The 24233-nt window shown below is 43.7% G+C and carries 21 protein-coding genes; 3 read left to right on the plus strand and 18 right to left on the minus strand.

The features are described 5' to 3' along the window. Nucleotides 1–17: 17 nt before the first annotated feature. Complete coding sequence (locus tag D4T97_RS12825; protein ID WP_126051144.1) at nucleotides 18–1568, minus strand: acyl-CoA carboxylase subunit beta; 1551 nt, start codon at nucleotides 1566–1568, stop codon at nucleotides 18–20. After that, nucleotides 1569–1982: a methylmalonyl-CoA epimerase gene (gene mce / locus D4T97_RS12830; RefSeq protein WP_126051145.1), complete on the minus strand. Its 414-nt coding sequence runs from the start codon at nucleotides 1980–1982 to the stop codon at nucleotides 1569–1571. A gap of 114 nt (nucleotides 1983–2096) precedes the next feature. On the opposite strand from mce, the gene prli42 reads away from it, so the two are divergent. Beyond that, entirely contained in the window at nucleotides 2097–2201 is a 105-nt protein-coding gene (gene prli42 / locus D4T97_RS20540) for a stressosome-associated protein Prli42 (protein WP_328588771.1), read from the plus strand. 77 nt (nucleotides 2202–2278) lie between these two features. Here prli42 and D4T97_RS12835 read toward each other — a convergent pair whose 3' ends face one another. From D4T97_RS12835 to D4T97_RS12855, 5 genes are all read right to left on the minus strand, one after another. After that, complete coding sequence (locus D4T97_RS12835) at nucleotides 2279–2767, minus strand: L,D-transpeptidase (RefSeq protein WP_126051146.1); 489 nt, start codon at nucleotides 2765–2767, stop codon at nucleotides 2279–2281. Nucleotides 2768–3162: 395 nt separating this feature from the next. Then, entirely contained in the window at nucleotides 3163–3600 is a 438-nt protein-coding gene (locus D4T97_RS12840) for a BrxA/BrxB family bacilliredoxin (RefSeq protein WP_126051147.1), read from the minus strand. Between the two features lie 329 nt (nucleotides 3601–3929). Then, nucleotides 3930–4958 (minus strand): methylmalonyl Co-A mutase-associated GTPase MeaB, encoded by a 1029-nt coding sequence (gene meaB / locus D4T97_RS12845; RefSeq protein ID WP_235872246.1) that lies wholly within the window; start codon nucleotides 4956–4958, stop codon nucleotides 3930–3932. Beyond that, nucleotides 4951–7119, minus strand: coding sequence for a methylmalonyl-CoA mutase (gene scpA / locus D4T97_RS12850; protein ID WP_126051149.1), 2169 nt, complete (start codon nucleotides 7117–7119; stop codon nucleotides 4951–4953). The genes meaB and scpA overlap by 8 nt, the downstream gene beginning before the upstream one ends. Then, nucleotides 7112–8974: a methylmalonyl-CoA mutase family protein gene (locus D4T97_RS12855; protein ID WP_126051150.1), complete on the minus strand. Its 1863-nt coding sequence runs from the start codon at nucleotides 8972–8974 to the stop codon at nucleotides 7112–7114. Before D4T97_RS12855 ends, scpA begins: the two co-directional genes overlap by 8 nt. Nucleotides 8975–9478: 504 nt before the next feature. Between D4T97_RS12855 and D4T97_RS12860 the strand changes: the two genes are divergently transcribed. After that, complete coding sequence (locus D4T97_RS12860) at nucleotides 9479–10711, plus strand: CynX/NimT family MFS transporter (protein ID WP_164525577.1); 1233 nt, start codon at nucleotides 9479–9481, stop codon at nucleotides 10709–10711. A 431-nt stretch (nucleotides 10712–11142) separates the two neighbouring features. Here D4T97_RS12860 and D4T97_RS12865 read toward each other — a convergent pair whose 3' ends face one another. From D4T97_RS12865 to D4T97_RS12885, 5 genes are all read right to left on the minus strand, one after another. Next, nucleotides 11143–12429: a dihydrolipoamide acetyltransferase family protein gene (locus D4T97_RS12865; RefSeq protein WP_126051152.1), complete on the minus strand. Its 1287-nt coding sequence runs from the start codon at nucleotides 12427–12429 to the stop codon at nucleotides 11143–11145. Nucleotides 12430–12460: 31 nt separating this feature from the next. Further along, nucleotides 12461–13444: an alpha-ketoacid dehydrogenase subunit beta gene (locus D4T97_RS12870; protein WP_126051153.1), complete on the minus strand. Its 984-nt coding sequence runs from the start codon at nucleotides 13442–13444 to the stop codon at nucleotides 12461–12463. A gap of 12 nt (nucleotides 13445–13456) precedes the next feature. Then, the gene (locus tag D4T97_RS12875; protein WP_126051154.1) at nucleotides 13457–14455 is read right to left on the minus strand and encodes a thiamine pyrophosphate-dependent dehydrogenase E1 component subunit alpha; all 999 of its coding nucleotides are present in this window, start codon (nucleotides 14453–14455) and stop codon (nucleotides 13457–13459) included. 312 nt (nucleotides 14456–14767) lie between these two features. Continuing rightward, nucleotides 14768–16192 carry a dihydrolipoyl dehydrogenase gene (lpdA, locus tag D4T97_RS12880; protein ID WP_126051155.1) on the minus strand — a complete coding sequence of 475 codons (1425 nt, stop codon included), beginning with the start codon at nucleotides 16190–16192 and terminating at the stop codon, nucleotides 14768–14770. 74 nt (nucleotides 16193–16266) lie between these two features. Then, nucleotides 16267–17346: a Leu/Phe/Val dehydrogenase gene (locus tag D4T97_RS12885; protein ID WP_408021609.1), complete on the minus strand. Its 1080-nt coding sequence runs from the start codon at nucleotides 17344–17346 to the stop codon at nucleotides 16267–16269. Between the two features lie 246 nt (nucleotides 17347–17592). Between D4T97_RS12885 and D4T97_RS12890 the strand changes: the two genes are divergently transcribed. After that, a complete protein-coding gene (locus D4T97_RS12890) occupies nucleotides 17593–17835 on the plus strand; it encodes a DUF2627 domain-containing protein (RefSeq protein ID WP_126051157.1) in 243 nt (80 codons plus the stop codon). Nucleotides 17836–17903: 68 nt separating this feature from the next. On the opposite strand, the gene D4T97_RS12895 is transcribed toward D4T97_RS12890, so the two are convergent. The 6 genes from D4T97_RS12895 to D4T97_RS12920 all read right to left on the minus strand — a co-directional run bounded on the left by D4T97_RS12895 (nucleotide 17904) and on the right by D4T97_RS12920 (nucleotide 24232). Then, nucleotides 17904–18632, minus strand: coding sequence for a glycerophosphodiester phosphodiesterase (locus D4T97_RS12895; protein ID WP_126051158.1), 729 nt, complete (start codon nucleotides 18630–18632; stop codon nucleotides 17904–17906). Between the two features lie 91 nt (nucleotides 18633–18723). Beyond that, on the minus strand, nucleotides 18724–19548 hold the full coding sequence (gene spo0A, locus D4T97_RS12900) for a sporulation transcription factor Spo0A (protein ID WP_126051159.1): 825 nt from the start codon (nucleotides 19546–19548) through the stop codon (nucleotides 18724–18726). 191 nt (nucleotides 19549–19739) lie between these two features. Beyond that, nucleotides 19740–21026: a SpoIVB peptidase gene (gene spoIVB / locus D4T97_RS12905; protein WP_126051160.1), complete on the minus strand. Its 1287-nt coding sequence runs from the start codon at nucleotides 21024–21026 to the stop codon at nucleotides 19740–19742. Nucleotides 21027–21145: 119 nt separating this feature from the next. Continuing rightward, a complete protein-coding gene (gene recN / locus D4T97_RS12910; RefSeq protein ID WP_126051161.1) occupies nucleotides 21146–22819 on the minus strand; it encodes a DNA repair protein RecN in 1674 nt (557 codons plus the stop codon). A gap of 21 nt (nucleotides 22820–22840) precedes the next feature. Beyond that, entirely contained in the window at nucleotides 22841–23290 is a 450-nt protein-coding gene (ahrC, locus tag D4T97_RS12915) for a transcriptional regulator AhrC/ArgR (protein WP_126051162.1), read from the minus strand. Nucleotides 23291–23389: 99 nt separating this feature from the next. Then, nucleotides 23390–24232, minus strand: coding sequence for a TlyA family RNA methyltransferase (locus D4T97_RS12920; RefSeq protein WP_126051163.1), 843 nt, complete (start codon nucleotides 24230–24232; stop codon nucleotides 23390–23392). Nucleotide 24233 lies beyond the last annotated feature (1 nt).

The raw sequence follows: 24233 nt of genomic DNA on the forward strand, positions 1-24233 counted from the left end.
CTTTTTCTCCTCCTCATCTAAAGTGGAATATTTCCGTGCTTTTTCCGTGGTCTCTCTTCCTGCTTATTATGCAGCATTTCCAATGCTTGGATCAATTTAATCCTCGTTTCCCGCGGATCGATGACATCATCCACCATACCTCGTGAAGCTGCAACATAGGGGTTCGCAAATTTTTCCCGGTATTCTTCTATTTTGTTGTTCCTCGTTTGATCTGGATTATCGCTTTGAGCAATTTCACGGGCAAATATGATATTCGCCGCTCCCTGCGGACCCATGACTGCTATCTCTGCATTCGGCCAAGCAAAAACCAAATCAGCACCAATTGATTTGCTGTTCAGCGCTACATAAGCCCCTCCGTATGCCTTTCTCAATATGACCGTTATTTTTGGTACAGTCGCTTCTGAATAAGCATAAAGGATTTTCGCCCCATGTCTGATGATGCCCCCATGTTCCTGTTTGACACCCGGGAAAAAGCCTGTGACATCTTCAAACGTAATAAGAGGGATATTAAAAGAGTCGCAAAATCGAATAAACCTTGCCGCTTTATCTGATGAGTCAATATCAAGTCCGCCAGCAAGAAATTTCGGTTGATTACACACAAGCCCGACCGCTTCTCCACGGATTCTGGCGAAGCCAACAACAATATTTTTTGCAAATTCCTGTTGCACTTCAAAAAATGAATTGTCATCGACCACCTGCTCAATGACTGTACGGACATCATAAGGCCTCACAGCGTCATATGGGATAGCATCTGCTAAATCGGGTCTTATTTCATCCCCCGCTATCCATTTTTCCCTAGTTGATTTTTCCTGATTGTTTTGCGGAAGATAGGTAAGCAGCTTTCTGACCATTGCAAGGACTTCTTCTTCACTTTTCGCACGGAAATGTGCATTTCCGCTGATTGTATTATGTACTTTGGAACCGCCTAGGTCTTCCGATGAAATTTTTTCTCCTGTGACAGTCTCTATCACTTTCGGCCCTGTAATAAACATTTGGCTGGTCTTATCAACCATGAAAACAAAGTCGGTAATCGCGGGAGAGTAGACAGCTCCTCCGGCGCATGGTCCCATGATGACGGATATTTGAGGAATCACACCGGAATAAATCGCATTACGGTAAAAGACATGCCCATATCCATCAAGAGAAACCACGCCTTCTTGAATCCGCGCCCCTCCCGAATCATTCAGCCCAATAAACGGAGCACCATTTTTTGCTGCCAGATCCATTGCTTTTGCAACTTTTTCAGCATGCATTTCACCAAGGGCTCCCCCGAAAACAGTAAAGTCCTGTGAAAACAGATAAATGGGGCGGCCATTTATTTTTCCGTAACCTGTCACCACACCATCACCAGGATACTTCATTTCCTCCAAGCCGAAATCCGTTGAACGATGTTCCGTAAAAGGGTTCAGCTCCACAAATGTGCCTTCATCCAAAAGTAGTTCAATTCTTTCCCTCGCTGTCAATTTACCCTTTTCATGCTGCCTGGCAATCCGTTCATCCCCGCCGCCAAGTTCCGCTTTTCGGCGGCGATCATATAACTCATTAATCTTATCGTATATATCCGCCACTTACTTCTCCTCCATGCCTTCTTTTTCACATAGTTCGTATAGGACGCCATGACCGGATTTGGGATGCATAAAAGCAACAAGTGATTGGCCTGCGCCCATCTTTGGCACTTCATCTATCATGCGAACTCCTTTTTCTTTCAGTTCAGATATCCGCTCTTCTATGGAATTTACCCCAAATGCAATATGATGGATGCCCTCTCCCCGCTTTTCTATAAATTTTGAAATCGGGCCTGTAATGTCAAGAGATTCAAGCAGTTCAAGCTTAACATTGTTTGCATCAAGAAAAGCAACGCGCACTTGCTGGGATTCCACATCTTCTATAGCCGTACAACGAAAACCGAGAATTTCCGTATAAAAAACTAGTGCTTCATCAATCGATTTGACTGCAATACCGATGTGATCGACTTTTTTCATGTCTTTGACCTCCTCCGTTCCAATGATGCCCTCTCTCCCCGCAGAAGAATTGTTTATGGGCTTGTCTCCATAAAATATTGGATATAAAATAGAAAGTAAAGCGAGAGACAAGGAGTGAAGAAATTGTCCAACAAAAAAATGCAACGCCTGATCATATACTTAATGCTTTTTGCCATGATCGCCACCACAGTGATGGCAGGATTATCATTCATGCTATAAAGAAAAGCGAAAAGCGTCCATCCTGCCGTCACAATTAAATTTCCATATAGAAAAAGGCCTGCTGTAGCAAGGCCTTTTTAAAATGCCCCGGCTTCACTGGCCAATTGTTCGAAAGACTTATCAGTATTGGTGATGAGTATTCTTGTGCCCTCCGGAACTTGATCGTATAGATCCTCCAGGGTCACTTTTGAAAGACGTATACACCCTTCCGATACATAGCTCCCGATCGTATAGGGCTGATTTGTGCCATGCAGTCCGTAAATCCTGCCATCTGTACCTTTTGCATCAAATCCAATCCAACGCGATCCGAGCGGATTGCGCGGATCGCCTCCGGGAATATCCTTTTTTCGGTAATAAGGATTTACCGCTTTCACTTTGACAGTAAACAAGCCTTCGGGAGTCAACTCATTTGTTTTTCCCGTCGCCACTTTGGTTTGCATTTGAACTTTTCCATGATTGACCCAAACCAGTTCGTTCGTTTTCTTATTAATGATAATTAAGGGATCTCCCGGTAAAACTTCAGAACCAAGCGGCCAAAAAGGAGAGGCGGCCAATAAAAACAACATGAAAAAAATGCGCACGTTCTTCACCCTTTTTTATCAAGCTTGGCGCCATGCGTAAGGATCGATTGCAAGAAGCGTATTCGGGGAGGTTCAGAATGTCATAGCAAAGCTACGTAATGCAGTTCAGCAGCTTTGCTGTGACACCGAGTTACTCTCAACAAATTTCGTCTTGCATCACCGTAATAGGCTCCGCTTTTGCTTTTTCTACTTAGCTTGCACGTAGGGTGAAGTATGATTCAAATACTTTTATAAAAGCGCAAGGCGCCTGGCCGACTTAATGCGCCACGTCCTGTGGCGCCGCCGGCACTAGGACCTCCTGTCCGTCGGAGCTAGCATACCGTATCCTTGTTTGAAGAAAAAATGCAGTAAAATTTTATGCTTTTTATCTTTTAAAAAAATTAAACTTCCTCGCAATATTCATCAAAATATTGCTGAAGTTTGTTTACAACAGACATCGGAGCATGTCCTTCAATCTCGTGACGTTCTACCATCGTGCAGATTTTTCCGTCTTTCAGCAATGCAAAAGATGGGGAGGACGGCGGGTAGTCAGTGAAGTAGCTTCTTGCTTTGGCTGTCGCATCTCTATCTTGCCCGGCAAAAACTGTCACAAGGTGGTCAGGACGCTTATCATAGTGAATAGCATGTGCTGCAGCAGGACGTGCAACCCCGCCGGCACATCCGCAAACAGAGTTGATCATGACAAGGGTTGTCCCTTTTCTTGTCAATGCCGCATCCACTTCCTCGGGTGTCTGAAGCTGCTCATAGCCAGACTGCTCCATATCTTCACGGGCCTGCCTGACAATATCGTTAACATACATGTTAAAATCCATACTCATCTATTTCTTTCCCCTTTCAACAACTTTCATAGTTTGTACTAATGCTATCATAACAATTTGACACGTATTTTATCAAATATGGGAGTTTCATCAAAAGTTTTGGTTTAACTCTAAAAAGTTCGGGTATGATAAAAATACATCTAGATCCATACCCCTAAACTCCCTAGATGTTTTCTTTGGACAGCCGAAGGGCTGTCCCTTTTTTATTCGTTCATTAATCAACACCGTTGATTATCGCTTCGGGCGGGCGCTTTCCGCAAAATCAACAGCGCCGTTTATTATAAAGTTCTGTTTAACCTTGAGGTTATTTGCAAATGCCAAACATAGATTTAACATAGCCTGTCATAAAAAGCATCAAACAAAAGGCCGCTTGCTTTAGTGACAGTAATTTCCTCATCCATCACTTTCTTTTCAATTCCTGGCACAAGGCTTTTTACTTTTTCGTCTCCAAAAAAGGCGCTTTCCAGCTCCTCTTTTATTAAAGCGTATAGCCATTCCTTTGCCTGCATTTTACGATTTTCCTGAAACAGCCCGGAAGCTTTCGTCACCTCTATATATCGAAGGACCATTTCCCAAATTTCTTCAATGCCCTGTTTAAACAGGGCTGAACAGGTAAGGGCAGGGGTTGTCCAACCTTGTGTCGCTGGCTGCAGAAAATGAAGTATTTGTTTATATTCTCTCTGCGTTTTTTTAGCCAGCTCCAGATTGCGGCCATCAGCCTTATTGACAATGACTGCATCTGCAAGCTCCATGATCCCTTTTTTCATTCCCTGCAATTCATCGCCGGCACCTGTTAAAACCAGCAGCATGAAAAAATCAACCATGCCCCGCACAAGCACTTCACTTTGACCGACGCCAACTGTTTCAATCAAAAGAACATCATAGCCTGCCGCTTCACAAGCTATCATTGTTTCTCTAGTTTTTCGATGCACACCGCCAAGAGTACCTCCGGAAGGAGAAGGTCTGATAAAAGCGTTTGGGTGCTTTGCCAGTTGTTCCATTCTCGTTTTGTCTCCCAAGATACTGCCCCCGTGTACGGTTGAACTTGGATCCACTGCCAGCACGGCAACACGGTGGCCTTTATTGCACAATAACAGGCCGAACGATTCAATGAATGTACTTTTTCCAGCTCCGGGTACGCCTGTTATACCAATCCTGACCGATTTGCCTGCACGGGGAAGAAGGCTCTGCAGTATTTCTTCCGCGGTTTTTTTATGACGCCCCGCATTGCTTTCAATTAATGTTATAGCTCTTGAAAGGATGGTGCGATCCCCTGAAAGAATTGCGTCGACCATTTCTGCAGCACTAATTTCAGTCTGCTTCCGCTTGATGAATTTCTTGCGGGTTTCCTTATTCATTAATCTCGCCCGCTTCCTCGTATCCCAGACGTTCATAAATTTCTTCAATCACTTTTTGGGCAGCAACAGGAATGACGGTTCCCGGCCCAAAAATGGCCGAAGCGCCATTCGCTCTCAGAAAATCATAGTCCTGCGGAGGGATGACGCCGCCTATGACCACAATGATATCTTCCCTGCCAATTTTCCTCAGTTCCTCCACCAGCTTTGGCAGCAATGTCCGGTGTCCGGCAGCCAATGAGCTTACTCCAATGACATGCACATCATTTTCTGCCGCCTGTCTCGCCGTTTCTTCAGGCGTTTGAAATAAAGGACCGATGTCAACGTCAAAGCCCAGATCTGCAAAAGCAGTCGAAATGACTTTTGCACCGCGATCATGCCCATCCTGGCCCATTTTGGCAATTAAAATCCGCGGTCTCCGTCCCTCATTTTCCAAAAAGTCATCTGTCATGTCTTTTATCAGGGTAATTTCCTCCTCATTTGAAAAATGCGAGCCGTAAACACCGCTGATTGATCGGATTACTGCCTTGTGTCTCCCGCATGCCTTTTCAATCGCTGATGATATTTCACCCAGCGTCGCGCGCTCCCTTGCCGCTTCAACTGCAAGCTCTAAGAGATTAGCCGAATTGCCTGCAGCGCCTTCTGTCAGTTGTTTCAACGCTGCTTTAACCTTTTCTTCCGAGCGCTGCTCCTTTAGTTGACCGATGCGCTCCACTTGTTTCTCCCGAACTGCGGTATTATCGATATTTAAAATATCGATCTCTTCCTCTTTCTCAAGACGATAGCGGTTTACCCCGATAATTGTCTCTTTTTTGGAATCTATCAAAGCCTGTCTTCTTGCGGCAGCTTCTTCAATCCGCATTTTTGGGAGTCCAGTTTCAATCGCTCTAGTCATGCCGCCAAGTTCTTCAACTTCATCAATATGAGTCCAAGCCCTTTTCATCAATTCATCGGTCAGCGCTTCGACATAGTATGAACCGCCCCACGGATCGATTACGTCTGTCAAACCGGTCTCATCCTGTAAAAAAAGCTGGGTGTTACGGGCGATTCGTGCAGAAAAGTCCGTCGGAAGAGCGATGGCTTCGTCAAGTGCATTCGTGTGGAGGGACTGTGTATGCCCCATGGCAGCTGCATGTGCCTCAATCAATGTCCGAATCACATTATTGAACGGATCCTGTTCTGTCAAACTCCATCCTGACGTTTGGCTGTGCGTCCGGAGAGCCAGCGACTTCAAATTCTTCGGCTCAAAGGGACTCATTAACTGGGCCCACATCGTTCGCGCAGCCCTCAATTTGGCCACTTCCATGAAGTAATTCATTCCAATGCCCCAGAAGTATGAAAGACGCGGCGCAAATGAGTCAATATCAAGTCCGGATTTTAGGCCTGTTCTTACATACTCAAGCCCATCCGCAAGCGTATAGGCCAATTCTATATCAGCTGGAGCTCCCGCCTCCTGCATATGGTATCCGGAAATTGAAATGCTGTTGAACTTTGGCATATGTTTTGATGTATATTCAAAAATATCACCGATGATCCTCATGGACATTTCCGGCGGATAAATATACGTATTTCTTACCATGTACTCTTTTAAAATATCATTTTGTATCGTACCCGAAAGCTGCTCCTTCTTGACGCCCTGCTCTTCGGCCGTCACGATGAAAAAGGCCAGAACAGGAATTACTGCCCCATTCATTGTCATCGAGACGGACATTTGATCCAACGGGATTCCGTCAAATAATATTTTCATATCGAGAATGGAATCAATGGCCACCCCCGCTTTTCCGACGTCGCCCTCAACCCGCGGATGGTCCGAATCATACCCCCGATGGGTTGCCAAATCAAACGCCACGGACAGGCCTTTTTGTCCCATGGCCAAATTTCTCCGATAAAAGGCGTTGCTTTCTTCCGCGGTTGAAAATCCGGCATATTGCCTGATTGTCCAGGGACGGTTCACATACATCGTAGGATAAGGCCCACGGGTATACGGGGGGATTCCCGGTATCGTATCCGTAAATTCCAACCCACTAAGATCGTCCTTTGTATATAAAGCTTTTACGTTAATTTGTTCATTCGTTTCAAAGCTTTTATTTTTAAAAGCCTGCTGATTTTTGGGAGCCCCCGCAAATTGAGGTACAATCGATTGGAAATCCGGCTTTTTATCCATTTAAATCTACCTCCCATCGGCTAAACATTCCATATAACTTTTCAAATATATTCTGTCCGGAATAAAATGTTCCGTCCATATGGAGTGACGCAAGCTCCTCTTTTGTGAAGTCACCGGCAATATCCAGATGGACATTAGGCAAGTTTTCTTTCGCCCAGCGTCCAATTTTCGGAGCAAATTCCTTACAAAAGGAATGCGGCCCGCACAAACAGAAATCTATTTCCGAAGACTCCATCATGTAACGCTTTATATCATCCAAACTCTGGAAACCATCTTTCCAGACAGCTTGTATACCTGCTGTAGCCAGTACACCTGCAACAAAATCCGCATATGGCTTATATGCCCTCAATTCCCCAAGGCAGATCAGTCCTACAGTTGGAGTGTTTCCTTTCAATGACAGCTTGGAAGCCTTTTCCCGCAAGCTCTCGAATTTCTCCGCGAGCCTAACACTTCGAAGAGGCTCAACTTTCAACATCCCTCTTCCTTTCGGAAGGGACTTGCCTTCTTTTATTGGATATCCAGCTTTTTCGCTGGCCACAGCATACACGTTCACCCCGACAGCCGCCCTTTTCCTTGTTTCCATGTCTTTTAATCTATCAGCTGCAGCTTTTTTGACTTTCCTTTGGAGCCACCCTTCCCGCAAGACTTCAATCATGCCGCCTCGATGATCAATCTCCTGGAAAAACCTCCACCCATCATTGACCAGACTTGATGTTAACGCCTCGATATAATAAGAGCCTCCCGCCGGGTCCACAACCTGGTCCAAAAATGACTCTTCTTTTAACAGAAGTTGAGTATTTCCAGCTATTCTTATTGAAAAATCGGTGGCTTGTTTGGACAATTCATCAAATGGCCCTACATGGAGGTAATTAACACCGCCCAATATTCCGGCAAATGCTTCATTTCCCGCACGGAGCATATTCACATAAGGGTCCAGGACAGATTTTGTAATATTGGCTGTTTCCGCGCTAATCGGAACTGCTTGTTCACCTGCCGGCATTCCGTATGCATCAGCAAGCGTCTTCCAAAGGACCCTGAAAGCCCTAAATTTCGATAGTTCCATAAAAAAATTACTGCCGATGCCAAACCGAAAAATAAGTTTGGATGCGGTTTTTTCTGGGGGCCATCCCAGTTTTTTCATATGTTCAAGATAAAATACTGCCAATGCCAAAGAAACACCAAGCTCCTGAATTACTTGAGCCCCGGCTTCCTTATATGGCTTTATATCGATCAGTATTGTACGAATTTGAGGAAACTCCCGATCAAGCCGTTTGATCTGTGAACTCCAATCTTCCATATGGTCACTTTTAACGTCGGGGATGAAGCCATCGTCAAGCTCCGCTGAAACCACATCGGCCGCAATCACCCCTGTAACATTAATATTTTCATCAAGCAGCTTTTCTGTGATGATTTCGTATCGGTTTCCGCCAAAAATAAGAAGCGGCACTTGATCAAGTGGGATTATATCGTTCAATTCTTTGAAACTTACATCAGCAAGCCTTGCAAGCTGCAAAGGGTCGAATGCGACCGTGTCCTGCCCCCGTTTAAGGGAATTTTCAATTTGAAGCTTCAATTTGTTCCAATCTTCTTCTTTTATAATTTGAGCTATACGCCAACCTTGCTTTTTCTCAGGAGGAAAAAAGCCCCGTAAAAAATTCCCTTCTCCTGGGTATTGGTCTATCCGTCTATAATCGATATTATTCTGTGTATAAAGGGGAGTTAATTGAATACCTTCGTACGTATCGGTGTAAAGGTCTTTGAGGGAAGCATTCTTCAAAGATGATTGTGCAGTCTTCTCCCAATCATTGATTGTCGCTTTATTGAAGACTGTATTTTTTGCCTGATCAGTGAACATGCGGTACACCCTTCCTCTCCATTTATGTAAACGATTCCAAAATATTTATCTATTCATTCCTATTTTATTATAGTTGTGGAAGCCAGACAACCGATTGAGCGACAAGGGCTGATCTCCCTCCTGTGAGATCTAAAAGTTTTTCGTGGTTTGTAAGTTGGAATCAAGCCTAGACAGTTACTATATCCTCTCTTCCAATTCGAATGATTGAAAGCTCCCTTCCTTTTCAGAATGGTGTTTTACAATCGCTGGAATCAATGATAACATGTCCCATGTTCTTTATATTCCTCAATAAAATATTTAATGGCGCTGGATACGCAGTTTTGTTATAAAAGAGAAATACATAATGAACTCCTAATCTGTGACTTGGATGTCGTGGCTGCGGCATGTTATGTATAGAAATATATCTATTAATAAAAAAGAAAATTAACATGAGGTAAAGATGATTAACCATCAGATTCATTGTATGTTATGGGAGGCATCAATTTGAATAGAAGCAGATCAACCATGGAACAAATGCCGGGACGTGAAGTCAATTGGTTGTTGTTTATAGGAATTATTTTTATCGGATCAAACTTAAGAGCGCCGCTCACTTCGGTCGGATCTCTTATTTCATTTATACGTGAAGATTTGGGAATCAGTAATGCAATAGCCGGGACCATTACCACCTTACCCCTTCTGGCATTTGCTTTTCTTTCCCCCTTTGCACCAAAGATAGCCAGTCGATTGGGGATGGAACGGACCATTCTTTTTTCATTAATCCTATTGACTGTTGGAGTAATTTCACGTTCCATGTTTGGCGCCGGCTTTCTTTTCGCGGGCACCATTATGATTGGGTTGGCCATCGCAGTGGGAAATGTATTATTACCCGGATATATTAAAATGAACTTTCCTTTTAGGATTGGAGTCATGACGGGAATCTATGCTGTATTTATGAATGTGTTCGGGGCTTTGGGGTCCGGATTGAGTGTTCCGATCTCAACGATAGGAGGGGTCGGATGGAAAGGTTCGCTTGCCGTTTGGGCAATACTTTCTTTCACCGCCATATTATTCTGGCTTCCGCAATTAAGCAAACAGAATAAACTTACTGTGCCGGCAGCACCTTCCAAAAAAAAAATGCCAGTTTGGCGCTCTCCTTTGGCCTGGAGCATCACCTTGTTTATGGGATTGCAGTCATTGATGTTTTATACTCTGATTACCTGGCTTCCGGACATATTGCAATCTCATGGATTCAGCTCGAATGGAGCTGGTTGGATGCTATTTCTCATGCAGCTTGCATTGATTCCCATCACATTTGTGATTCCGGTGATTGCAGATAAAATGAAAAACCAGAAACTATTGGCAGGAATGACTTCCCTGTTATTTTTCCTGGGTATCGTTGCCTTGATGATCGGGGCTAGACCGTTATTATATGTTTCGGTGATACTTATCGGAATTGCAGGTGGGAGTGCCTTTAGCTTGGCCATGATGTTTTTCAGCCTTCGGACCATCGACGGGCGACAAGCAACAGAGCTATCTGGCATGGCACAATCTTTTGGCTATCTTTTAGCTGCCTCAGGACCTGTATTATTCGGGGCTTTATATGATATTAGCGGAAAATGGCAGCATTCCCTTGTTATGTTAATGATCCTTTCGGCAATAATCTTTATTGTAGGGATCAAATCAGGTAAAGATAGAGTGATTATGGGTGAGTCTACACAACGTGTTATCCTTTCTAAATCAAATGCCGAAAATAGTTAAGCATAGCAGCAAAAGGAAAAAAATGAATATATTCAAATTTAGCCGCACAAAAAGGCGCGCGACAAGCACAAGGCGGATTTTAATGAGGGAGTTCCTCAGCCGCCACAGCAAAGTAGCTGATTCCAATCACACCGTGAGAAACATAACCGAATTTACTTCATCCGGCTTTGCTACGAGGGAAACATGCGCTTCCTCTAATACGCTATGCCGCAGGAGCAAATACTGAATATGCTTCATCGTAACTTGTACCTCTAGCCGATGGCTCCTGGCCGACTTAATGAGCCACGTCCTGTGGCGCCGGCGGCACTAGGATCTACTGTCCTTCGGAGCTAGATTAAACTATCCTTGTTTAAATGGAAAATCACTCCAATTCATACCTTCGTTAACTCTAAAAAATCCCGTACTCAAAAGTGAGTACGGGATTTTTCCGCTTAATAGACAGATGTATTTTCTTTGGATATATTTTCCAGAATTTCTTTTACCCTTTTCAAGAAGTTACCGCATACGAGTCCGTCTAGAACGCGGTGATCCATTGACAAGCAGAGGTTTACTATATCTCGTGGAGCAATTCCTCCGTTTTTCAATATCACCGGCCGCTTGACAATCGATTCTATCTGTAAGATGGCTGCTTGAGGATGATTAATTATTCCCATGGACTGTACTGAACCGAAAGATCCAGTGTTATTCACAGTAAATGTACCGCCCTGGATATCATCTGTCCTCAGTCTGCCATTTCTGGCCTTATTTGCCAATCCCACTATTTCCTTTGCGATCCCCTTAATAGATTGTTCATCCGCGTTTTTGATAACAGGAACATACAGGACATCTTCACTTGCCACTGCAATAGATAGATTGATATCTTTTTTCTGGACGATTGTGTCCCCTGCCCACACGGAATTTATCATCGGGTATTCCCTTAAAGCCTGTGCCACCGCTTTGACAAAGAAAGCGAAGTAAGTCAGATTAAAGCCTTCCTTTAGCTTGAACTCATCTTTTATGGAGTTCCGGAATTGTACAAGCCCCGTTACATCAACTTCCACCATCATCCAAGCATGCGGGATTTCCTGCTTACTTCGGACCATATTTTCGGCAATCGTTCTCCGAATAGGTGTGATAGGAATGACTGTATCCCCTGGAAGGACAGGAACATGTGCAGGCTGATAGGCAAAGCCATGGTTGGCTGAAACGACCTTCTGCTTCGGTTGGTCGCTTGTTTCAGGCTTTGTAGGAATCTTTCCTGCATCAATAAGCTTTTGCAAGTCTTTTCGTGTTATACGGCCTTCCAAGCCGGTTCCTTCTACTTGATCCAAGTCGATGTCATATTCCTGGGCCATCCGAAGAACCGCAGGTGAATAGCGAGCCTTATTTGGATTATTTATTTTATCAGCATGGGTTCCGGCTGAGCGCTCATCAAAAGTAGCCACTCCTTCAGCCTTGACAGTAGCAACTTCCGGCAACTCTTCCCCTGCGCCCCCCTCTTGAGTGTCAATGGTGCATATAACTTCCCCAACAGCAAGCGTCTCATCTTCTAAGGCAATGATCTCCTTAACTATCCCTGAAAACGAAGAAGGTATTTCAGCGGTCACTTTGTCGGTCAAAACTTCAGCAAGCGGGTCATATTTTTTGACCTCATCTCCGGGCGCAACAAGCCATTTGCTGATCGTCCCTTCAGTCACACTTTCTCCGAGCTGGGGCATGGTAATATTTTTAACAGCCAAAAAAAACAAGCCTCCTTTATTAAGGGCCATTTTAAAATCTCGCAAGATCCCTCATCGCTTTTTCTATTTTATCCGGATTAATCATAAAATACTTTTCCATCGTTGGTGCATAAGGCATGGCCGGCACATCAGGGCCCGCAAGCCGCTTTATAGGTGCATCCAGATCAAACAGGCACTCCTCCGCGATAATGGCGGCCACCTCGCCAATGATGCTTCCTTCTTTATTATCTTCGGTGATAAGCAATACTTTCCCGGTTTTGGAAGCTGCTTCTACGATTGCTTCTTTATCAAGCGGATAGATCGTACGCAAATCAACTATATGCGTACTGATTCCGTCTTTCGCAAGCTTTTCTGCAGCCTGCAGGGCCATATGGACACATAATCCATACGTTATGACAGTGATGTCATCGCCCTCCCGTTTGACGTCGGCCTTTCCAATTGGCAACACGTAATCCTCGTCGGGAACTTCACCTTTAATTAATCGATAAGCCCTTTTATGCTCAAAAAATAGTACAGGATCCTCGTCCCGGATGGCTGCTTTCAACAACCCCTTCACGTCATACGGTGTCGATGGCATGACGATTTTCAAACCTGGCTGGTTTGCAAAAATGGCCTCGACCGACTGTGAATGATAAAGAGCACCGTGGACTCCTCCGCCGTATGGCGCTCTGATGACGATCGGGCAAGACCAGTCATTATTGGAGCGATAACGAATCCTCGCGGCTTCGGAAATAATCTGATTAATAGCGGGCATAATGAAATCTGCAAATTGCATCTCGGCAACCGGACGGTATCCATACATTGCTGCTCCAATTCCAACCCCGGCTATAGCTGACTCTGCCAAAGGAGTATCAATTACCCTGCTCTCCCCGAACTTTTCAAATAGACCCTGGGTCGCTTTGAATACGCCGCCCTTTCTGCCGACATCCTCACCTAGGACAAAAACTTTTTCATCCCGTTCCATTTCTTCTTTTAGTGCTGCAGTAACTGCCTCTATATATGAAATGATTGCCATCGAGATACCCCCTTACTCCTTTTCATGATACACGTGCTTCATGGCATCTTCCGGCAATGCATATGGTGCTTCCTCCGCATAGTCCGTCGCCTCGTTCACCTGCTTCATGATCCGTTCATTTATTTCTTTTTCCAGTTCGTCATCCAAAATTCCGTTTTCTTTAAGATAGGAGCCGAACAAAATGATGGGGTCCTGTTTTTTGGCTTTTTCCATTTCATCCGGTGAACGGTATGTACGGTCATCATCATCTGACGAATGTGCCGTCAGCCGGTTGCAAACTGTTTCAATCAATGTAGGCCCTTCACCATTCCGGCAACGGATTGCGGCTTCCTTCACTGCACTGTATACAACTAGCGGATCATTGCCATCTATTGTGATTCCAGGCATACCATAACCTGCCGCACGGTCAGATACTTTTTCACAGGCTAGCTGCTTTTCGACAGGGACAGAAATTGCATATTTATTATTTTCACACATAAAAATCACCGGAAGTTTGTGGACACCGGCGAAATTAGCCCCCTCATGGAAATCCCCCTGATTTGACGAGCCTTCACCAAAAGTTACGAAAGCGACAAGATCACTGCCTTCCATACGAGCTGCCAGCGCAACCCCGACTGCATGGGGAACTTGCGTAGTAACAGGCGAAGATCCTGTGACAATTCGATTTTTCTTTTGTCCAAAATGACCGGGCATCTGTCTTCCTCCGGAGTTCGGATCCTCCGCTTTAGCAAAGCCTGAAAGCATAATCTCTTTTGTTGTCATGCCGAAAGCAAGAACAACTCCAAGATCCCTATAGTAAGGGAGAACATAATCTTTTTCGCGGTCAAGAGCATAGGCCGCACCGACTTGTGCCGCCTCCTGGCCCTGACAAGAGATGACAAAAGGGATTTTTCCGGAACGGTTCAAAAGCCACATCCGTTCATCAATCCTGCGGGCAAGCAGCATCGTCTCATACATGCCCAATACATCATCATCGCTCAATCCAAGCTCTTTATGACGGTTTTTTGCCATCCTTTCTACCTCCCTATTACAAAATAAACATTTTATATACTTGAACTAAATATTGTGCACACTTAGAAGCCACCGTTGATTCCGCTACAATCGACGAATCGGGTTTCTAAATTTTTTCATTGTATGTTGCCCGGGCTTTTGCCAGATGAATAAATATATTTCAACTTATGTAGTAAAAAATTCGATCTAGCTTCGCCGGACAAGGATGTGCTGGTGCAGAGAAGCGACAGTACTAGGAAAGCTTCTCAGTGTTGCTTTAAAGCGCACGAAGGAAAAGCATGAGCTTTTTCAAAGATGGGGTGCTTTCGCTTTTCATATATGTATGGCGCGTCCTTCCACTGCCATGGCCGCTTCGCCCATAACTTCACTCAATGAAGGGTGAGGGTGAACGGTTTGTGATATTTCCCATGGTGTCGCATCAAGCACGCGGGCTAGCGCTGCTTCGGAAATAAGGTCTGTTACATTCGGCCCAATCATATGTACACCGAGAATATCATTTGTCTCCTCATCGGACACGATTTTTACAAATCCGTCGGTCTCCCCAAATACTAGAGCCTTGCCAATAGCTTGGAAAGAAAACTTTCCTGATTTTACCTTAAATCCTTTTTCCTTCGCCTCATTTTCCGTCATTCCAACACTGGCTATTTCAGGATTGCTGTATACGCATTTTGGTACATTTTCATAAACAACAGGAGAGGGACTTTGCCCTGCAATGTGCTCAACTGCTACAATCCCTTCATGCGAGGCGGCATGAGCCAGCTGCAAGCCACCGATGACATCGCCTATTGCATATATATGTGCTTCTTTCGTCTGATAATATTGATTTACCCCGATAAAACCATTATCGGTTTCTATTTCGGTATTTTGAAGACCGAGGTTATTCGAATTCGGCTCCCTACCGACAGAAACTAGTATCTTTTCAGCTGTAAAGACCTTTGTCTCACCTTCGATTTCAGCCGAGATGGTTGCAAAGCCTCTATCTTTCAGCAATGTTTCGGGAAGCACCTTAGCGTTGGTGACTACATTGATTTTCTTCTTTTTGAACAGGCGCTGCAATTCTTTCGAGATCTCTCGATCTTCCGCCGGCAATAATTGTTCTGCATATTCAATAATTGTCACTTCTACCCCGAAATCCGCAAGCATGGATGCCCACTCGACACCGATCACACCTCCGCCAATGATGAGCATCGACTCCGGAAGCTGATCCATCTCCAAGGCTTCATCGGATGTAAGGGTATGAATCCCATCGATTTCCAGTCCAGGCAGAGACTTTGTTCTTGAACCTGTCGCAATAATAACATTCTTTGGGATGAGCATTTCGTTTTCACTGCCGTCTGTCATTTCCACGGAAACTGTCCCGGGCAATGGCGAAAAGATGGAAGGACCCAATATTCGTCCATAGCCATCATAGACATCTATTTCGCCTTTTTTCATCAAATGTTGGACACCTTTATGCAACCTGTCAACAATAGCCGATTTTCTTTCCTGGACTTTTCTAAAATTCAAGCTTGGACTTGTTGTTTCAATCCCAAACTCTCCGCTTTGCTGTACCGTCTTGTACACTTCAGCGCTTCGAAGCAGCGCCTTACTCGGTATGCAGCCCTTATGTAAACAAGTCCCGCCTAGGGCCTCTTTTTCGACGATTGCTGTTTTTAAGCCGAGTTGTGAAGCCCGGATAGCAGCAACATAACCGCCTGTTCCTCCTCCGATGATAACCAAATCATACTCTTGAGCCATCTGTATGTCCCCCTTATTCGAGAACGGAATCTTTTTGCACGCTGATTTTGTCCGAACTCTTCGCTAAGGCCAATTTATATTCTATTGTACAAAATATGTTTGTTATTAAGTAAAAATTGGCTTCTTGATTTACGTAAATTTTCGATCCGTTCCTCGGCCATCCGATCAGCGGCCATGTATGTCGGGATTCTGTCTCGTTTTGATATGTTAATCACTTTCTCAACATTATTATAAATTGTTTCAACCTTCTTTAATGCCCGCTCTTGATTATAACCGTGAAGTTCATCTGCCACATTGATGACGCCTCCGGCATTTAACACATAATCCGGGGCATAAACGATCCCTTTTTCATGTATCATGTCTCCATGGCGAGAATCCTTCAATTGATTGTTGGCCGAACCCGCGATCACTTTTGCCTTTAGTTGGGGGATTGTTTCATCATTGATAATCGCACCAAGCGCACAAGGAGCAAAAATATCAGCATCCACCCCGTATATATCGTTCGGATCCACAGGGTCAGCGCTGAATGCCTCTACTGCCCTGTTGACTGCTTCTTTATTAATATCCGTCACAATCAGTTTTGCGCCTTCTTCGTGCAAATGACGGCAAAGCTCGAATGCCACGTTTCCGACCCCTTGCACAGCAACTGTCTTCCCTGCTACCGAGTTTGAACCAAAGGCCTCTTTTACAGCAGCTTTCATTCCCACAAAGCAGCCGTATGCTGTTACCGGAGAAGGATTTCCGGAAGAGCCGAATGCTGAAGATATGCCTGTGACAAAATTCGTCTCTTCATAGATCAAATCCATATCTTCAACTGTTGTACCTACATCCTCTGCCGTAATGTACCGGCCATTCAAACCTTGAATAAATCGGCCGAAGGCCCGGAACATTTCCTCGTTTTTGTCTTTCTTCGGATCCCCGATAATAACCGCTTTACCGCCGCCAAGATTTAATCCCGCAGCAGCGTTTTTATAGGTCATTCCCCTTGCAAGGCGAAGAGCATCATTAATAGCTGCTTCTTCGCTGTCATACGTCCACATTCTGGTGCCGCCCAGGGCCGGCCCCAACGTTGTATCGTGTATGGCTATGATTGCCTTTAATCCAGATTCCTCATCCTGGCAAAACAATAATTGTTCATAATCATGCTTGGCCATGCTCTCAAATATTTTCACAAACTCACCCCGTCTTCGTCTTGTTTTATTATCAATATCTATATTGGTTGTATTGACTGGTAAAAAGTGAAATTGAAACAGAAGCCGCCCCAGAGGAGTTGCAAAAAAAAATCATACAGCTCCCAAGTATATTATTTCACAATTGATTGTAGCGAAAAGCGCGATGCTTGACAAATGATACCGATAGGATATGATTTTTTTGAAGTATTTATTATTAAGGAGATTTAAATGGTTCGAATTATCGCACTCATCCTGTTGCTTCTGCCAGGCATTTTGGCCGGCTATGGAATAAAGTTAATGAGGGATATGCTTTTCGGTGTTTTACAGCCTCCCTTTCCCTATTTATGGCTGCAATTTCTTGGAGGGCTGATCTTCTTCATCATTGGTTTAGGCTTTATTGGCGGATTCATTTTACATCGGGATAGAAAAAGAAATAAAGTTCAAGACAGATTCAAAAAAAGGGAACATTAAGAAAAGCGCAAGCGCCGGAGCGGTGCACTATTGCACAATAAAAGATCTGCTAAATTGCAGATCTTTTATTAATATTGCTCCCTTAACCGAAATGCCCTCCCTGGAAAATCAGTGATAATTGCCGAGCAACTGATGGCAAATAGCCTCTTCATATCACTTTCTTTATTGACTGTATAAGGCCTGACAGCAACACCGCAATCCATTGCAGCAAGTATTTCCTGATCGGATATTGTTTTCAATTTGGGATGGATTCCGCTTGCACCTAGAGACACTGCATAGTCCCACGGTTTGTATAATGCCTCATTGTATAATGGGGCCGTCTCTATAACCGGATCTATCTCTTTACAAAGGACGAGCGACTTGTGATTGAAAGAGGAAATTAGCACCCGCTTTTCCAGAGAAAATTCATTTACGAGCGCGATGACCATTTCCTCCATTCCTTTATATGGATTGACCGCATTTTTCAACTCAATGTTGCATAAAAGGTTATTACCTTCCAGCCATAAAAACACTTCCCGCAAAGACGGAATCCGACAGCTTTTTTTGAAAAAATGAAGGGAGTGGTAGTTGGCTTTCAACTTGGATAATTCGCTGAACGTCATCTCATTAACATAGCCGCTCCCATTCGTCGTCCTGTCGACTGTAAGATCATGGATCACCGCAATTTCACCATCGGCAGTCAACTGTACATCCAGTTCAATGCCGTCCGCCCCAGCTTTTTCCGCTGCGATAAATGCTTCCATCGTATTTTCCGGGTGAGTGCCGGCCGATCCACGATGTGCCAGAATAAACGTCATCTGCCCACCACCTAAAACAAGGATATTTACATCATACCCTTTTTAGGTAGCATATGCGCAACAACATGACTTAGCCAGCATAGAACACTTTTTATGAGGCCTTATGTTCGAGCCTGAGCTTGTCTGCAACCATTGCGATAAATTCACTATTAGTCGGTTTTGCCTTTGACATGCTGACCGTATACCCGAACAAAGAAGAGATGGCATCAATGTTTCCTCTGCTCCAGGCAACTTCTATGGCATGCCGGATAGCTCTCTCAACACGGCTTGCAGTTGTGTTGAATTTTTTCGCGATGTCTGGATAAAGAACCTTTGTGATAGCACCCAATAGCTCAATATCGTGGTAAACCATGGATATCGCTTCCCGAAGATATAAATAGCCTTTGATATGCGCTGGGACACCGATTTCGTGAATAACTGATGTGATGCTTGCTTCAAGGTTTTGGGGTTTCTTATCTTCCTGGGTTCTTGATGGCGGGGTTGACTTAAAAGAGCGTTTGCCTTTTTCACTGACACTCCGAATGTGACTCGCCAAATATTCCATATCAAACGGCTTTAAGATGAAATACGAAGCACCAAGTTCCACTGCCTTTGTCGTTACATCTTCTTGGCCAAAAGCCGTTAACATGATCACATGAGGGAAGCGTATATTCGAATTCCGTAATCTTTCAAGAACTCCAAGCCCATCCAGGTGCGGCATTATTATATCCAATACCAGGACATCAGGCTCTACCTTTTCCAATAGATTCAAACATTCCTGACCATTGTGAGCGGTTCCAACAACCTCAATATCCGCTTGGTTTGACATATAATCCTCTAATAAAGAAACAAGTTCACGGTTATCATCAGCTAGCATAACTTTTATTTTATTCAATTCTCTTCCTCCCCATTTGTAAAAAAAGAATAATGAATCCATTGCCTATATTCTACCAAACAAATACGCCAATGAAAGTTAAATTCCTTTAAAATCTTTTAAAATAAGGAAAAAACCTAATAAATCCTTTTATTTGCTATTTTTTTCAACTACATTCGTCATTTTTTGATAATTACTACTACGTTTTGTCGAAATTTCTTTATACGAATAAAAAAGAGGGCTTGTCGCCCCCTTTAACCTACTTTATCCAATTTCCGCTGTTCGTAAATATCTATGCCAGCCTCGTGAAGCATCCATTCAATATGAACACCGTATCCGGAAGTAGGATCATTTACAAATACATGAGTGACTGCTCCAACCAGCTTACCGTCTTGAATAATTGGGCTGCCGCTCATCCCCTGAACAATCCCCCCGGTTTTCTTCAAAAGTTCCTTGTCGGTTACTTTAATGACCATGCCTTTTGTTGCTGGGAATTTTTGTGGAATGGTGCTGACAATCTCAATATCATAAGGCTCCACTTGGTTTCCTTCAACAACAGTCAGAATTTTGGCAGGACCTTCCTTTACTTGGTGGGACAAACCAATTGGCATTTGCTTGTCCAATGATCCATTTTTAATGTCTTTCTTTAGCTTTCCGAATATCCCGAATGGGCTGTTTAACGAAATGTCTCCTATTACCTCACGGTTTCCTGAAAAACGCGCCAGCTTTTCGCCGGGGTTTCCATTTTTCCCTTTTTCGATAGCTGTTACCGTAGATTTTACAATTTGTCCATTTTCAACCAGAATCGGTTTTTTTGTATCAATGTCTGAAATGACGTGGCCCAATGCCCCGTATTTTTTTGTTTTTGGGTCATAAAATGTCATCGTGCCTATTCCGGCAGCCGAGTCTCTAATATATAATCCCAATTTAAATTCTTTTTCTTTTTCATCCTTCAGCGGGAGTAACTTTGTTTGGAATTGCTCCTTTTCACGCTGTACAGTTAAATCAAGCGCTTTTCCGCTCTTTCCCGCTTCTTCCACAAATGGTGCCACCTGTTCCATTTTTTCAATCTTTTTTCCGTTGATTTTCGTAATAATGTCCCCTACCTGTATACCTGCATCCTCTCCTGGTGATCCTTTATGGTCAGCTGTTGTTACAAGATGGTGGCCGACAACAAGTACTCCAAGCGTATTGAGCCTTACACCGATGGATTGACCACCAGGGAAGACCTTGAAATTTTTGAGGACGTTAACATCAACCTTTTTGACAGGCAATCCTGCAATTTGAAGGAATAGTTCATCCTTCCCAGGTGCTTCCGCTGTTAATGAAACAGATTGTGCTTGTTCCGAATACGAGAAGCTTTCAAAGGAATCTGCCATGGCAGTAACAACTTTGTCTTTAGGGATGACATGCTCCTGCCCTTCCAGCAATGTGATATTTGCCGGGATTTTTATATATTGTTGAAAAGGCTTGGAAAAGCCTAGAAGTAGAAGTGAAACAAGGAGAATTCCACCTGCCAGCTGTCTGAGTCGATCTTTCATAAGTCCATTTTCACTCTCCTCGCCTTCTAGTCCACAGTTATAATTTGACCTCTTAAGCGGGCATTTATAACCGGGAGCGGAAAAAAAAGATGACCAAAGGAGGATAGGATTACAAACTTTTATTGATTTTTAAGTGTATAGGCAGTCTCTACCAGTTCTCTCGCATGTTTTTTCGTTATAGCGGTAATCTCAGTACCGGCGATCATACGCCCAATTTCATGAATTTTCTGGTCATCATTCAGGCTTTTTATAATTGTCCTGGTTCTTCCATCAGTGATCTTTTTAGATATTAACAAATGAGTATCAGCCATTGCAGCAACTTGTGGTAAATGCGAGATACAAAGTACCTGGGAATTATTAGATATTTGATGGATCTTTTCAGCCATGGCTTGTGCTACACGGCCGCTAACACCTGTATCTACTTCATCAAAAATAACAGATGTCACCCTCGTTGAGAATATCGTTTTAAGTGCCAGCATGATCCTTGACAACTCACCACCAGAAGCCACTTTTGACAACTGCTTCAAAGGTTCTCCAGGGTTGGTGGAGAGGTGAAATTGCACATCATCCAGACCATTCATACTTTCTTTCTGTTCATGGAAGACTACATCAAATACAGTTTTTTCCATGTATAAAACTTTCAACTCTTTATGGATGGCAGCCTTCAATTGTTCCGCCCACTTTTTGCGAAGCTTGCTTAGCTGTGTACCGTTTTTCAAAACTTCAGTCTTAATAGACGCCCTCTTCTCTTCCAGCTGCTCAATCCTGCTGTCACGGTGGATGATTGACTCCATTTCCTCTTTTATCTTTTCCAAATAATCGAGAATATCCTCTACCGTATGGCCGTACTTTCTTTTTAGCTGATTGATCTCATTCAACCGCATCTCAATTTCATTTAGTCTAAGCGGATCGAACTCCAGTAAGTCAAGTTCATTCCTTAAGGTCCTGACCGTATCTTCCAGCATATAGAAACTTGTAGAAATTGACTCAAGCACCTCATTATACTTATCGTCTATTTCGGCAGCCGTTTCCATGAAGCTCATAGCCTGGCCTACTGAATCGAGTCCTTTTTGTTCCTCTTGAAGATTTTCATACCCTGCTTTCAGTGATTCAAATAGTTTTTCGTAATTGACCAGGCGAGTCTTCTCTTCTTCAAGCATCACATCTTCATTCAGTTTCAATTCGGATTTTTCGATTTCTTGAACTTGAAATTGTAAAAGGTCAAGTCGATGTGCCATTTGCTGTTCATTTTTGTTCAATTCATTGATTTTCTTTTCAATTTCAACCAATTCACCATATTTTTTTCGATATTCAGTAAGATTCGGAGCAATCTCTTGACGGCCAAATTCATCCAGCAAAAATAAATGCATCGATTCGTCCATTAATTCCTGATGTTCGTGCTGGCCATGGATGTCAATGAGCGTCCCTCCCAAGTCTCTTAAGACCGTCAACGTGACAAGCTTCCCGTTGATACGACAGATGCTTTTTCCGCTGCTTGATATTTCCCTACGTAGGACCAGCATCCCCTCTTCTATTTCAATGCCCAATTCATCAGCTTTCGCAGTGCTGGGGTGGTCTTCATTAATAAAAAAAAGACCTTCAATTTCCGCTTTTCGTTCCCCATGGCGAACGAATTCGGAAGAGCCGCGCCCACCTACCAATAAATGTACTGCATCAATTATTATGGACTTTCCTGCCCCAGTTTCCCCTGTCAAGACTGTAAGGCCTTCTGAAAAAGAAATGGAAATCTGGTCAATGATCGCAAAATTTCTGATTGTCAATTCCTGTAACAAAGGCTTCACCCCTCATTGCGTTTAAAGCATGTTAATAAACCGTTCATTGATTTCTTCGGCATTATCACGTGATCTGCAAATGATTAGGCACGTGTCATCGCCGCAAATACACCCCATGATCTCTTCCCAATCAAGATTGTCGATCAATGCTCCAATCGCCTGGGCATTTCCAGGAAGCGTTTTCAGCACAAGAAAATGCTCGGTATAGTCGATGCTGACGAAGGAATCAGTCAGCGAACGTTTTAATTTTTGCAGTGGGTTAAAGCGCTGATCTGCGGGAAGACTGTATTTGTAACGCCCGTCTGGTAATGGAACTTTCACAAGGTGCAATTCCTTGATGTCACGGGATACCGTCGCTTGAGTAACATTAAACCCTTGATTTTTAAGATAATCGACAAGTTCATCTTGTGTTTCTATTTCCTTATTGCCGATTACTTCACGAATTTTTAAATGCCGTCGTCCTTTACTCACATTTATCCACCTCATTGATATTTACAGCGTACTGTATTTTTATACGTTCACTAGTATGTATTATAAATAAACGTCGAAAAAAGGGCAATCTCCATTAGATTACCCCTTTTCCACATTTGATTTATTTAAATGTTCATGCGCTTCTTTCACTACGTCATTCACCGGGATTTGGCTTTTAACTTTGCCGGCAGATTGCCTGCCTTCCCATTTCAAGTGGATTAAAAACTCTATATTTCCTTCGCCCCCGGTTATGGGCGAAAAGGAAAGCGCCATGACATCATATCCCTCAGCCATCGCCATATCTTTTATTTTATTGATGACCTCTCCATGGATCTTTGGATCACGCACAATCCCTTTTTTTCCAACCTGTTCCTTTCCTGCTTCAAACTGCGGTTTGATCAAAGCAACGACGTCGCTTCCAGGAACGAGTAGATTTTTTAAAACAGGCAATATTAACCTTAAAGAGATGAATGAAACATCAATTGAAGCAAAATCAGGTGTTGGCCCTGGAAGATCCCCAGGGGTCACATACCGAAAGTTTGTCCTTTCCATCACCATTACCCGCTCATCCTGACGGAGCTTCCAAGCAAGCTGATTATACCCTACATCAACCGCATAGGACATCTTTGCGCCGTGCTGCAGGGCGCAGTCGGTAAACCCGCCAGTAGATGCACCGATATCCAGCAGGACTTTGTCTTTAACTGATAACTCAAAAGCTTTCAAGGCTTTTTCCAGTTTTAGTCCGCCTCGGCTCACATAAGGCATCATGCTGCCTTTAATAGTAAGAGGAATATCATCATTCACTTTCTCTCCAGGTTTGTCCAATCGCATTTCTTTTGAAAAAACAAGGCCTGCCATGACAGCTCTTTTTGCTTTTTCCCGAGTCTCAACCAATCCTCTTTCAACTAATAGAACATCTAATCTTTGCTTCTTTGCTTTCATC

The organism is Siminovitchia acidinfaciens (assembly GCF_003605385.1).
In the GTDB taxonomy this organism is placed as follows: Bacteria; Bacillota; Bacilli; order Bacillales; family Bacillaceae_C; genus Siminovitchia; species Siminovitchia acidinfaciens.